Origin of the sequence: Clostridium akagii DSM 12554, from assembly GCF_000686725.1 — a bacterium.
Taxonomy (GTDB): domain Bacteria; phylum Bacillota; class Clostridia; order Clostridiales; family Clostridiaceae; genus Clostridium_I; species Clostridium_I akagii.
Window position 1 is genome coordinate 223,397 of record NZ_KK366008.1, and the last position, 14,152, is coordinate 237,548.

Sequence of the window (14,152 nt, forward strand, 5' to 3'; positions counted from 1 at the left end):
GTGGCTTCTTTTTCATGCTAATGTTTATTTAGCATTCGTATTATTTTTGATTTTATTCTAATAAAGTAATATTTGATCAAGCTTCCATGTTTATAAAAGATTTTAACTTTTTTTGATATATCACTTGATATGTATGGTTCATTACAAAATATTTTTAACGGCTCAACAACATTTTTCCACTTAAATTCATCCTTAATTTCTCTTATATTTTGTCTGAAACTTTCATACCTCTCACTATCTTCTAACGTCTCAATTATAATATTAGCTAATTCACTATAATCTTTTTCATTATGACAGAATCCAAGTTTATTCTTTTCAACTAATTCTGACATATAATCGCCTTTAGTTAAAACCATAGGAAGCTCACACCATAAATAGTCTAATATCCTAGTCCTAAAAGAAAATCTAGTTTCTAAATTATTTAGATATGTGCTAACACCAAGATCTGCTTCCATCAAAAAGTTTTGCCTTTCAGAATATTCAACCCAATCATTAAAAAATATATTTTTATCATATAGTCCATATTCCTTAGCCTTTTTAATGCATTCTTCTGCTACTGTAGTATCAGAATTCATGTTTGGATGACCAATTCCCATAAAAAATAGCTTTATGTCATCTCTCTTTTTACAAATAACATTCATTGCTTCAATCAAGGTAAGAGGGTCAAACCAATTCCATATTCCGCCACCCCAAATTAGAACCTTATCTTCTTTTCCTATATTAGGCCATACTCCCTTTAATACTTGCTTTGTTTTAACCGGTTCTTCGTTATCTAGTCCAAATGGTACCACCCCAATAAGTTTTTCCATATTAATGTTATCACTATATGTAACTGGGTTTACTCTATTAATTGCCGCAAGCATTCCAAGCCAATAATCTTTTTGCTTTTCACTGGAGCATATAAAATAATCACCTAATGCAAGTTGTTCCAAAATAAGATCTAGGTCAGTTTCATGATATGTAAGTCTATCATTAAAATTTATAAACTTTCTAAGTTCTAAATTTTCTAGGGTTATTGGATCATATATATCTACCACTTTAGGCTTTTTTATTTTTTTTAAGAATGGATATAATCTAAATGCAATCCCCTGTACTACAATTGAATCACTATTCTCTGCACATATCTTGAGTGCAGTCTTATCGCCTTTAATTACTTCAAATTTTTCTTCGCTTAAATCTAGATCAGATACTTTATTGGGAATATATAGTGTAACGATGAATTGTTTACTTAGTTCTTTAGCAAAATTAAAATATCTAATACTAGGTCCTGTCATTTTTTTTGCTAGGACATCCGGGCTGATGAGTAATATTTTTTTCACAACAATAACCTCTTCATCTTATTTTATAAAGTTCTAGATACATGACAATGTCATCACTTATCTAGAACAATTTTATTTCCTGAAAATCCTCTTAAAAAACGAGAAAATATTGATATTTTTTAGCCTTTTTAGCCTTTTATCTATACTTTCCATCCAACTAGAAAGACGATTTATATCTATTTCCTTTTCATTAAGACTCTGTTCCATGATTGTAACCTTTTTTTCTAATTTTTGCAATCTCTTAAACTTCTTTACTAAAACCTCATTAATATTATTGTCTGTAGTTTGATTTTTTATTAGCCCTTCCATTTCTTCACCAAAATCCTCTGACATACTTAAATCTTCATCATCAGTTTTTGACAACATTAATCCAATTTTAGGGTCAAGAGGTTTTTTAGAATAAACACATTTAGTTCTAAATACCAAACTTCCACCAATAGCCCTTCCATTCTCCCATATTGATCCAAACTTACCTTCACTATCTGTCTTCCATAAGGTTATGCTATTTTCATACTCACTAGTACACCCCTCAAAATAGAAGTAAAATTCTCTACCTTCAGAATTTATTATTGGTTTAAAATCAACTGTTACCCATGAATTATCTACTAAAACATTAGCCTCTATTTCCTTTTCAGCTACCACTTCATTCTTCGATGCTTCGTATAATTTAAACTTAATCTTATGAACGTTAATCCTTGCATAAGTTGCTACCTTAACCTCCACTGAAGTTAAATTAGGATATCTACATCTGAATTTTTGACCAATTCTTCTACCAGCTACTAATTGCCCAACTGCTCCGTCCTGCTTTTCCTGTTCTAGATCTACAATATAATTGCTGTTGTCATAGGCATATGCATCTTTTTTCTTTATTGGTGAATTGCAAAAATCAACAAGTGGTTTCATTACAACATCCCATCTATATTCTTCTCGTACAACCTTTAAATTCTTCTTGCACTCCTTGTAGAAATCTCCATCATCAGCCATCATTATAATAGCATTCTCTAATGACTCTGAATCCTTATATTTTACAACGACTCCTATTTTTCTTTCTTTAATTAGTTCAGCGAAATAGTCCCCTTCTGTGGCTATTATTGGTAATTCTGCCCATAAATAATCAAGTATTCTTGTCCTAAAAGAGAACCGTGTTTCAAGATTATCTAAGTGGCAACTTACCCCCGCAAACGATTCTAGAAGGAAATTTTGCCTTTCATTATAATCTACCCAATCCATATTAAAAAAGACATATTTATCTTTAATCCCAAGCTCTTCTGCAAGTTTTACAGCCTCAACTGCTACTTCCATTTCAGGAACTGCAGGATTGGGATGCTTTACCCCCATAAAGAACAATTTAATATCACTTCGTTTTTGGGAAATAGCATATACTGCCTGTATAAGTGTGACAGGATCAAACCAGTTCCAAATTCCACCACCCCATATTAATATCTTATCATCAGGTTTTAAATTTGATACCTTTGTTTTCATCAATTCCTTTGTTTTAACTGGGTTTTCACTGCTTATACCAAAAGGAACTAGATCTATCAATTTATCCAATTTAGATGATAAATTGTATTCATATGGATTAACTTTATTTAGTGCCGTTAACATACCAATCCACATATCCATTTGTTTATCATTCGCACATATAAAATAATCGCCAAGCCTTAATTGTTCAATTTGAATCTGAAGATTAGAATTATGGATATTTAGCCTATTTTTAATATTTTTATTTTTAAATGTTTCTAATATCTCTATTACAAATGGATCATATATATCAACTACAAGGATTTTTTGTTTACATATATCTTTTAACTCTTGAACTAATTCTAATATTAACCCTTGAAGTATAATTATATCACTTTCCCAAGCTGCCTTAATTAGGTCTCCTGCATTTCCAAGCTCATATTCAATAATTTCAATATTATCATATTCGCCCTGAAGATCTGTTTTATTGGGTATTGCTAGAACTACATCATTATCTATACGCAAATGTTTTGCAAACTCTAAATATCTTATTCCAGGACCAGCCATTTTTTTCCCTATTGGCTCATTTGAAATAAGTAATACCTTTCTTCTGAATTTTGTTTCCAGTTTTTCTTCCACCTTATAGTTATTAAGCATATTTTGGAATTTATCAAGGTATTTGTAATCGTGATAATATTCCACTGGAAATGGCATAAGTGGATTTGGTAATAAATTCTTTATATCTATATCACTGATTTTTCTATTCTTTTGAATGAATTGCCTTTTCTCGTTTAGTCTTTCCAAATTGCTAGTTAAATTGTTTATTGCAACTAAAGATGAATAGTTACCTTTTTCATTGTCAACTTGAAAAAATATTTCTTTATCATTTGTTATATCATATGAATCATCTGAAATTTTAAGATCCATCTGTATCCTTTGAATCATCAAAAACAAATTACATAATACTATATCAAAATTTTCTTGTGAATAGTTTTTGTAAATTGTATAAAGTGCATTTCGCTCAAATAAGGTTTTCATTTTGTGGGTATTGAATTTTTTTGATGTCCCATTATGTTTATGATAACATTTTGATTTTGCACAAAATCTAACCTTATATCCAAGTATCCAAAGTCTCCAACCAAGATCTACATCTTCGTAATATGCAAAATAATCCTCATCGAAACCACCAATCTCAAGAAATACGTCTCTATTAATAATAAGAGAACCGCCACACGCAAAAAGTATATCATTATCCTTATTATATTTTTTATCGGCCTCTTTTATATCCATACCATAATCAAATTGATATCCATATCCAGCAAAATTCACACTGCCACCTGCAAAATCTAATTTGGTGCCATCCCAATTGACTATTTTACTTCCTACGCATGCATATTCGCCATCATCTGAGCAATTATCTAAGGTTTCAAACATGTCATTTAGCCAATTTTTGTCTATTTTCATATCATTATTTATCAATGCAAGGTAGTCACCTGTAGCAATTTTAGCAGCATCATTATTTGGTTTTGCAAAACCCTCATTGGTATCATTTTTTATTATATCAACATATGGAAACTTACTTTCAACAAATTGTACAGATCCATCAGTGGAACCGTTATCTACCATAATACATTGAATTTTATTTTTATTATAATTAAGGCTTTGTATTGTTTCAAAGCACTCTTTTAAATGCTGCAAACCGTTATAGTTAACAATAATGAAGCTAACACTACGTTCACTCATATAAACACCACTTTCGATTTATCATTATAGTTGCCAATCACACTTAACTTTGATTTTTCCAGCTTCCTCAATGTTGCTTTCATGTACATAAAACCAATAATGTTTTTCCCTAACGTCATATGGATTTTCACATGCTTCATCGTATAATCCCACTGTAAAATAGTATTTAGATTTTAAAAACAAATCATTTTTTATTATAAGGCTAAGACTATTAGTATCCTTAATATCGGTAATAAGTATACCGTCTTGCTGACAAGTATGATAAACAATCAGCCATCCCTCTTCAGTGTATATTTTAAAAATCAAAACGGCATGTTTTACTTCTTTATTCTTTTTAAATTTAATATTTACCTTAATGTCTTCTTCTGTTCCGTATAAATTTCTTGGTCTTCCTTCTTTATCTGAGAAATACAGTTCTGTAATTTCAAGATCTTTATTTCCCTCACGGTTTCCATTTATATATTCTTTTGCTTCGTGCATTTTAATATTAAAATCCGGAGAAATTTCATCAGACTTATTATTTTCAATATAAGTATTCAGTTTTTCTTTTTCCGCGTCATCAGCTGAATATGTAAGCTTCATGTACAATCCGATCATTCTTTCAGTAGGCCCTTCTAAAATATAGCCTCCTCTCTTTATAAAAATAACCTTGTCACATATTCTACTTACTGTACTCATGTCATGAGAAACATATACTATAGTTTTTCCTCTTCTTTTAAAATCTAATATCTTATTAATACATTTTTTTTGAAAATTCGAATCTCCAACTGAAAGCACTTCGTCAAATAGTAGAATATCTGGATCAACATTTATAGCTACTGCAAATGCTAGTCTCATGTACATTCCAGAAGAATAATTTTTAACTGGAGTATCCATGAACCTTTCTAGTTCTGAGAACTCAACTATTTCATCATATTGATTCTCTATTTCTGCCTTACTAAGACCAAGGATAGATCCATATAAATAAATATTTTCCCTACCTGATAAATCCGGCTGGAATCCAACACCTACTTCAAGTAGCGATGATATCTTTCCCTGAACGGAAATTTCTCCAGAATTAGCTTTAAGGATATTAGATATTAGCTTTAAGCTGGTACTTTTTCCTGTACCATTTTCACCTATTATACCAACTGTTTGACCCTTTTCTACTTTAAAAGATGCATCCTTTAGAACAAACATTTGTTCAACTTCCAATTTATTTCTGTTTAATACCTTGTTTAAAAATTGTTCTTTTATTGAATTACTCTTGTTCTGGTATATATTAAAATATTTTGTTACATGTTTAAATTCTATAACTGACATAATATCCGCAACACCTTTTCTCACTATAAATTTTTGTCATATTTATATATCGACTAAATTTCCTCAGCAAACTTTTCTTCAATTTTTCTAAAGACTTTGTTTCCTATTACAATCAGTAGTACATCTATAACTAAAAGTGCTATTAAATACCACAGTGGAGGCATTGTATGATAAAGTAGTAAGTCTCTTCCACTCTCTACAACTAAAGTCATGGGATTCATTAAAAATGCTATTTGCATCAGTTGACCTTTTTTCCCAAATGCCGCCATCCTATTCGCAACTGTAGCATATGTGTAAATAACAGGTGTCAAATACATCCAAAGCATAAAGAAAATTTCTACAAAATGTGAAATATCCCTATATAAAACATTTAATGCAGATAGAAAATATGACAAACCAATTGACAACCCCAGTAACAATACCAGTACAACAGGATAAAGAAGTATTACCCATCCTATCTTAATATGGTCTATTGCCATGGCAGCAAACAGTATACTAAGCGTTATTATAAAGCTAACAAAGTTTGAAAATATAATTGACAATGGTATTATTTCTCTTGGAAAATATACTTTTTTTATTAAATTAGCATTTGAAACAATGGAAGTTGTACTTCCCTGCACTGCTGCAGAAAAAAAGTTCCAAGGCAACAATGCCGCTAAAAGAGCTACTGTATAATTAGGGGTGGTGTTAGGCATAATATACGTAAATGCGAACGTATAAACTGCCATCATCATTATAGGATTAAGTAGTGACCAAAAGAATCCCAATACTGAATTTCTATATTTTAGTTTTAATTCTTTTGTTGTTAAATTAATTAACAACTCTTTAGACATATATATTTCATGTATACTATCAATTAAGTTTTTAATATCTTTAATCATTTAATCACCTATACTATCAGATTTTTGTAAAAAAGCACAAATTTCCTGCAATCAACTCCCTTTTATTCATAGAAAACCATTATTATATTAACTCATATTTGTACTTTTTTCAACTTATTTAAATATTCTTACATCTAGATGCCTATCCTCAATAAGCTTTTCTAGTTTAATATCTTCTTTTACTCCTTCAGTACTCTCTTTCATAAATATTATTTTAATTGTTTGAAATATAAGTTTTATATCAAGAAGGACTGAATAGTTTTTAATATATATAATATCGTACCTAGCCTTATCTTCAGGAGTTGTATTATATTTACCGTATACCTGTGCAAAACCAGTAAGTCCTGCTTTAACTGCAGTTCTATATTTATAATCATGTATTTCCTTTTCGAATTTATCTACATAAAAAGGTCTCTCAGGTCTTGGACCAACTATACTCATATCCCCTTTAAGTATATTGAAAAGCTGTGGAAGTTCATCTAGTCTTGTTGCTCTAATTACTCTTCCTACATTGGTTATCCTAGCATCTTTGTCAGTTGAAAGCATTGGTCCTGAAGATTTTTCAGCATTCATCTTCATTGATCTGAATTTGAACAATTTGAAGCTTCTACCGCCTTCAGTTACTCTTTCCTGAGTATATAATACATTTCCACCATCTGATAGTTTAATTGCAAGAGCAACAATACCCATAATTGGCGAACCTATTATGGTTCCCACAACAGTTAACACCACATCCAAAGCTCTCTTTATTGCCTTTTCTTCTCCTGTAAGACAAAGTGGCTTTGCCATAAGAAGAGGAAGGTCATCAATTTTATTAAGTCTTGATCCAAACAATGCAAAGTCGCTCATGGTTGGTACTATTAATACACTTTTTTGTTCAACCAAACATTTGTCAAGTATGTAATCTTTGAGTTCACTTGTTACATCATCACAAAGTATTACAATATCAACTTCGCCAATTAGTCTATCAACATCTTTATATGAAGATCCACAAATATATTTAATATTATATAAATCACTTTGCTTCATAATAATTTTTTTAGCCACGTGTTCCACGTTTGAATCTCCTATTATAATAACATCTTTTTTCCCGTATAAGTTTCTCTTAACTTTCCATATCAATGTCTTCCACATACTCAGTATAACAACTTGAATAATAGAACTATAAACAACTACTCCTCTGGGATAACCTAATCCTCTGAAAAAGAATGTCATTGCCATAGTGAAAATTGACAATAAAATAATAGTCAAGAATACAGAATACACTATTTCTCCTACAGATTGCTTAATCAAATCAGATAGACCATAGGTGTACATAAATATCAAATATATAATTATAATAAATGGAATCATCTTAATAAATGGGTCAAAATTATGTTTAGGCGGATACCAACGGTGAAATTCGATTATATATGATAAATATATGGATGATACCACAAGCAGCACATCAATTATTGTAAGTAGCAATTCGTATAAATTATTTAAAGATTGGCTTTTTTTCATTTTCTTACCTCTCTTTTTTTATAGGCGCATTAATAAAATTTAGGCAATACCATAATACTGATTAGGGTATTGCCTAAGTTTCAGCTAGAATTCTATTTTACATTCCTTTAAGCTTTTCCTTTTTTTATCCTTCTCAGCCAAAATTACTTCCTCTATTCCTTCAGTAGGCCACTCTACACCTATCTCTGGATCATTCCAAGCTATACCGCCTTCAAATTCTGGGTGATATAAATCTGTACATTTATATACAAATTCGGCTTCTTCTGAAAGTACTAAGAACCCATGAGCAAAGCCTTCTGGTATGTAAAATTGTTTTTTATTTTCTGCACTTAACTTTACACCAACCCATTTTCCATAAGTATTAGAACCTTTTCTGAGGTCAACTGCTACATCAAAAACTTCTCCACTAGTTACTCTTACAAGTTTACCTTGCAAATGCTGAGTTTGAAAGTGTAATCCTCTTAAAACACCTTTTTTGGATTTTGACTGATTATCTTGAACAAATGACATTCCTAGCCCTGCTTCTTTAAATTCATCTAAATTATAAGTTTCCATAAAATATCCTCTGTTATCTCCAAACACCTCAGGTTCAATTATGTAGACACCTTCTATATCAGTTTTGTGAAAATTAAATTTTCCCATCTAATTCACTCCTTAATTTTTACCATACATTTTTTTATAATATTTTTCATATTGTCCAGAAGTGATGTTATCCATCCATTCTTTGTTATCTAAATACCATTGTATTGTCTTTTTTATTCCAATTTCAAAAGTAGTTTCAGGCTCCCAACCTAATTCATCTTTTATCTTTGTAGGATCAATACCATATCGTCTATCATGTCCTTTTCTGTCCGCCACATATTTTATCAAATTTTCTGTAACCTCTTTATCTATATTATTACCAACAAATTCTATTATAGTCTTTACTATATAAATGTTTGTTCTTTCATTATGTCCACCGATATTATAAACTTCACCAAGTCTTCCGTTATTAATTACCATATCTATTGCTTTGCAATGATCTTCAACAAAAAGCCAATCTCTTATATTAAGTCCATCACCATATATAGGTAAATCTTTCTTGTCTAAGCAATTATTTATTATTAGCGGTATTAACTTTTCAGGGAATTGATAAGGTCCATAATTATTTGAGCATCTTGTTATATTAACAGGCATCTTAAAAGTATCAAAATAGGCCTTAACCATAAGATCTGCTCCTGCTTTGCTGGACGAGTATGGACTATGTGAATCTATAGGTGTTGTTTCCATGAAATATCCTGTTTCTCCTAGTGAACCATAAACTTCATCTGTTGACACTTGAAGATATTTTTTCCCTTTTTTAAATCCGTCTGATGTTTCCCAATATTTTTTTGCTGCATTAAGTAAAGTCACCGTTCCTAAAACATTAGTTTTTGCAAAAACTTCTGGTTCTCTAAGGCTTCTGTCAACGTGTGATTCTGCTGCAAAGTTAACAAGATAATCTATTTCATTTTCTTCAAATATCTTTTCAATAGTCTCTTTATCACATATGTCCCCTTGTACAAAAGAATAATTAGGGTTACTTTCCACCATTTTAAGATTCTCCAAATTACCTGCATAAGTTAATTTATCTATGTTTATTATTTTAATATCATTGTACTTATTTAGCATATAATGCACAAAATTTGAACCAATAAAACCAGCCCCACCTGTAACTAAATATGTTTTCATATATTTTATACCTCCAAAACTATTTGTTTTCAATTAAACTCATTAAATATTTACCATAATTTGTTTTCATCAAAGGCTTAGCAAGATTTTTAACTTGCTCTGCATCTATCCATTTGTTACTGTACGCAATCTCTTCTAGGCAAGCTATATATAACCCTTGTCTAGTTTGAATTGCTTCTACAAAATTAGCAGCATCCAAAAGATTTTTATGCGTTCCTGTATCAAACCATGCCATACCTCTTCCAAAAAGCTCTACTTTTAAATTTCCATTATTCAAATACTCATTATTTACAGCAGTTATTTCAATTTCTCCTCTTGCAGATGGTTTTATATTTTTAGCAACTTTTACAACTTCGTTATCATAGAAATATAATCCAGGAACTGCATAGTTAGATTTTGGCTCCTCTGGCTTTTCTTCAATTGAAATAACATTGTTATCATCATCAAATTCAACTACGCCATAAGCCCTTGCATTACTTACGTGGTATCCAAAAATAGTAGCTCCTTTTTCTCTTGAAGCTGCCCTTTTAAGCCTTTCAGTAAATCCATAACCATGGAATATATTATCCCCTAAAACTAATGCTACTTTATCATTTCCAATAAATTTTTCTCCAATAATAAAGGCATCAGCTAGTCCTCTTGGTTCGCTCTGGACAGCATAACTAAGCTTTAATCCAAATTGAGTTCCATCACCTAGAAGTTCCTTAAATACATCCAAATCTCTTGGTGTTGAAATTATCAAAATTTCTCTTATATCCGCTAGCATCAAAACAGATAACGGATAATATATCATAGGCTTATCATAAATTGGTAGTATTTGTTTTGATACAGCCTTTGTTAATGGATATAGCCTAGTACCAGAACCTCCAGCTAAAATAATTCCTTTCATTATGTATTACCTCCTTATTTTCTATATGTATATTTCATATTTTTTTAAACAAACAAGTCAATTATACAACAAACCATGGTGTTTGTCTATTTTTAAATGTCCTTATTATAGCTCCAATTTATTTCTAAATATGACAAATTTGCTAGCAAAATAATTAAATAAAACAACAAAAATATTAGAAACTAATTTTGCATAAATACCATTAATTTTTAATATTTGTATTAATACAAACATTGTTCCAGAATCCAATGCTAAAGATACTAATCTAGCTAAAAGGAAATATATACCTTCTTTTATAATATAATTAATAGTTTTGTTATAACTTTTAAATACAAATACCTTGTTAGTAACAAAAGCAAAAAGAATAGAAAAAAACCATGCAATTACATTTGCAATAAAATAATTCATTTGAAAAAGCACACTTAATGCCCAATATATAAGTATATTTATCAGAGTTGTAATTACTCCAAATAGCAAATATAGAATTTTCTCTTTTATATCCTCTCTAGCGTATTTTTGTTTTAGTTTATATAATATGCCCATTATAATACCTCATTACAAATTATTTTTAATCATTACCTTATTTTTGTTACCTTTTAGTCATGGCACATTGTAAATTATAATATAAAATCAAAAAAACAACAATATTTAAGTCCATTTATTTGTTTAATTTTAAAATTTAAATAATATATAACAAATAACGTATATTTTTGATTTTAAATCAAAAAGGAACTGACATTTAAATTAATTTAAATGTCAGTTCCTTTTTTAATTAGATTTATATCAATTAATCAGTTTACTGATTACGAATCACGTTGATATAAATATTTTAAAAACTAATTTTTATATATTGGTATATCAAATTGAAGTGATGGATTTTGAACCATATTCACTAATTTTTTTATGTTGCTTATCTGACTGTATGCCCAACTTACATCTGTAGCATACTGATGATTTCCAGGAGAAGCTGGATTCCATCTCATCTTATATAAAGTGTTTTGCTTATAATTACCATTATTAATATATTGACTTGATATCCAATTTGCTCCACCAGCTATTGCTTGATCTACGCTAAACCACCCTTGATCGAACGCATATTGTGCACCCATGGTAATAGGATTACTATCATATGCACCTATTCCAAACAGATTATATGTAGTTCTTCCATTTACAACAACTCCAGTCGCAAGTTGCGATGTCCCATTTCCGCTTTCAAGTAACGCATGGGATACAAGATAAATTGGATTAATATTACTTTGCTGAGCAGCAGCAAGAAATTGTGATCCTTTATTATTTAGAACGCCTTTCCCTGCTAGTATTGAATTTAAATCAGCAACTGTTACTCCTTGCATATAATCAAGTCTTAGAAATTGATAAATCCCATAATTGTCCATGAAATTTGTCGGATCAACGTAATGCCTAACAGTATTACTATCAGCACTTACCCATTGCCAATTTGAAGCCATGACAGGTTGACCATAATTCATCTGAGTATTTACAGCCTGTGAAAGTGTATTGCTATAATTTGTACCATATTGGTTATTACTAGCAAACTTATATATTTTAATACTTTGCGATGTAACAATTCCATCATTACCTATGCTATTCACAGTAATAGTATTTACTCCATTTGGTATTGAAGCATAATTCAAACTATAATCAAAGCCGCTATTACTACCTCCAATATAATTCGGATAAATATTATTAACATCAGTTCTCAAAATTCCAATAGTCGCATCACTTACATGCGTGCTGTTCACATATATTTGCACCGCACTTACTCCAAAGGAGTTTAGTGCCCAACCCTTAATATCCATTACACCTGTTTGTGTGTTAATAAATGTTCCATCTTGAGGTCCATCAATGCATATTGCCGGATTTAGTACTTTAACATTAATAGATACAGATTGCCCATCTAAACTTAAATCCTTACCAATTGCTTGTACGGTAACAGTATGTGTACCATTTCCCATAATGGATATAGGTAATTTATAGGAATACCCACTAATATTTCCATCAACATATCCATTCCCGCCTACGCTTGAAGAATTGAGTCCCATAGTAGCAGCTCCAGATAAACTGCCATCCACATATACATCTACCTCTTGATTCCCATATTGATTAAGAGAATATCCAGTTAAATTTACACTTTGGTTATTAATAAATGAACTTGCATTAACAGGAGACGTTATAGCACTTTTAGTTACAACATTGTGAACTTGATCCTTAACAATTTTAATTCTAATTGCTTGAACATTTAAATTTCTTCCTGTTGTCCCTGCTATTTGTCCATCTTCCGACCAAGGCATCCACCCTATATTATCAACATGCACTTGATATTCCACATGATATCCTGTAACACCATCTAACTGAATTTTTATAGCTTGAATTCCAAGATTTTGTCCTGTTGTTCCTGCCTCTTGTCCATTTTCAACCCAAGACATCCAACCTATATTCCCAACATGTACTTGATATTTTATATTCATACCTACTGGAGCATTTTGTGTTCCAATCTTTATAGCATCAATCAGCAAACTTTTTCCTGTTGTTCCTGAAATAGCACCATCACTGCTCCAATTTTGCCAGCCTATATTTTCTACATCTGCTTGATATAGTGAAGTAATATTAGCCGCTTGAGGTGCAACACTATCGTCCTTAACAATTTTAATTCTTATAGCTTCTATTCTTAAATTTTTTCCTGTTGTTCCAGCCTGCTGACCATCTTGAACCCAGTCCATCCAACCTAAATTTTCTACATGAACTTGATATTGTACATGGTATCCTTGGGCATTATGAAGCTGAATTTTTATAGCTTGCATTGCTAAATCTTTTCCTGTTGTACCTGCCTGCTGTCCATCTTGAACTTCAGTTTGCCACCCTATGTTTGCTATATGCGTTTGATAGGTAATATACATTCCAGTTTTAGGCGTTGTCAAATTCATTTTTAAGGCCTCAACTGCTAAGGACCTTCCTGTTGTACCTGCATTTTCACCACTATTTACTAGACCTTGCCACCCAATATTTTGTACATGTGCTTGATAGGTAATACCAACATCGCTTATCGTTTCAGCATTTACGGATATTGTATGTCCATAAATAATAACTATAGCTAGTAATATAACTACCCTTAAAGATTTAGAAACTATTTCTTTAACTACTTTCATTTTTTCACCTCCCCCCCACATTCATTCTACCTTAATAATCGTATTTTTCAAGGTTAAATTTAGTTTATATACTAATTTACTTAATTTTTCTTAATCTGTTTTTTAAATAAAGCAGAGAATAGCAGGGTATTAATCATTAACACCTTGCTATTCTCTGCTTTATAAAATACATCTTCACAA

Annotated in this window: 10 protein-coding genes; all 10 read right to left on the minus strand. The window is 30.7% G+C overall.

Annotated features, from left to right (window positions below; all coding sequences use genetic code 11):
* Positions 1–17: 17 nt before the first annotated feature.
* Positions 18–1,319: a glycosyltransferase gene (locus tag BR66_RS0119590; RefSeq protein WP_026884430.1), complete on the minus strand. Its 1,302-nt coding sequence runs from the start codon at positions 1,317–1,319 to the stop codon at positions 18–20.
* 72 nt (positions 1,320–1,391) lie between these two features.
* The gene (locus tag BR66_RS0119595; RefSeq protein ID WP_026884431.1) at positions 1,392–4,523 is read right to left on the minus strand and encodes a glycosyltransferase; all 3,132 of its coding nucleotides are present in this window, start codon (positions 4,521–4,523) and stop codon (positions 1,392–1,394) included.
* Between the two features lie 24 nt (positions 4,524–4,547).
* Positions 4,548–5,825 (minus strand): ABC transporter ATP-binding protein, encoded by a 1,278-nt coding sequence (locus BR66_RS0119600; RefSeq protein WP_026884432.1) that lies wholly within the window; start codon positions 5,823–5,825, stop codon positions 4,548–4,550.
* Between the two features lie 53 nt (positions 5,826–5,878).
* Complete coding sequence (locus BR66_RS0119605) at positions 5,879–6,706, minus strand: ABC transporter permease (protein ID WP_026884433.1); 828 nt, start codon at positions 6,704–6,706, stop codon at positions 5,879–5,881.
* 114 nt (positions 6,707–6,820) lie between these two features.
* Positions 6,821–8,209, minus strand: a complete 1,389-nt coding sequence (locus BR66_RS0119610; RefSeq protein WP_026884434.1) for a sugar transferase — start codon at positions 8,207–8,209, stop codon at positions 6,821–6,823.
* Positions 8,210–8,293: 84 nt separating this feature from the next.
* Positions 8,294–8,851, minus strand: a complete 558-nt coding sequence (gene rfbC / locus BR66_RS0119615) for a dTDP-4-dehydrorhamnose 3,5-epimerase (RefSeq protein WP_026884435.1) — start codon at positions 8,849–8,851, stop codon at positions 8,294–8,296.
* A gap of 12 nt (positions 8,852–8,863) precedes the next feature.
* The gene (rfbB, locus tag BR66_RS0119620; protein ID WP_026884436.1) at positions 8,864–9,919 is read right to left on the minus strand and encodes a dTDP-glucose 4,6-dehydratase; all 1,056 of its coding nucleotides are present in this window, start codon (positions 9,917–9,919) and stop codon (positions 8,864–8,866) included.
* A gap of 19 nt (positions 9,920–9,938) precedes the next feature.
* Positions 9,939–10,808: a glucose-1-phosphate thymidylyltransferase RfbA gene (gene rfbA, locus BR66_RS0119625; RefSeq protein ID WP_026884437.1), complete on the minus strand. Its 870-nt coding sequence runs from the start codon at positions 10,806–10,808 to the stop codon at positions 9,939–9,941.
* A 105-nt stretch (positions 10,809–10,913) separates the two neighbouring features.
* A complete protein-coding gene (locus BR66_RS0119630; RefSeq protein WP_035796675.1) occupies positions 10,914–11,351 on the minus strand; it encodes a GtrA family protein in 438 nt (145 codons plus the stop codon).
* A 293-nt stretch (positions 11,352–11,644) separates the two neighbouring features.
* Positions 11,645–13,972 carry a glucosaminidase domain-containing protein gene (locus BR66_RS0119635; RefSeq protein ID WP_026884439.1) on the minus strand — a complete coding sequence of 776 codons (2,328 nt, stop codon included), beginning with the start codon at positions 13,970–13,972 and terminating at the stop codon, positions 11,645–11,647.
* Positions 13,973–14,152 lie beyond the last annotated feature (180 nt).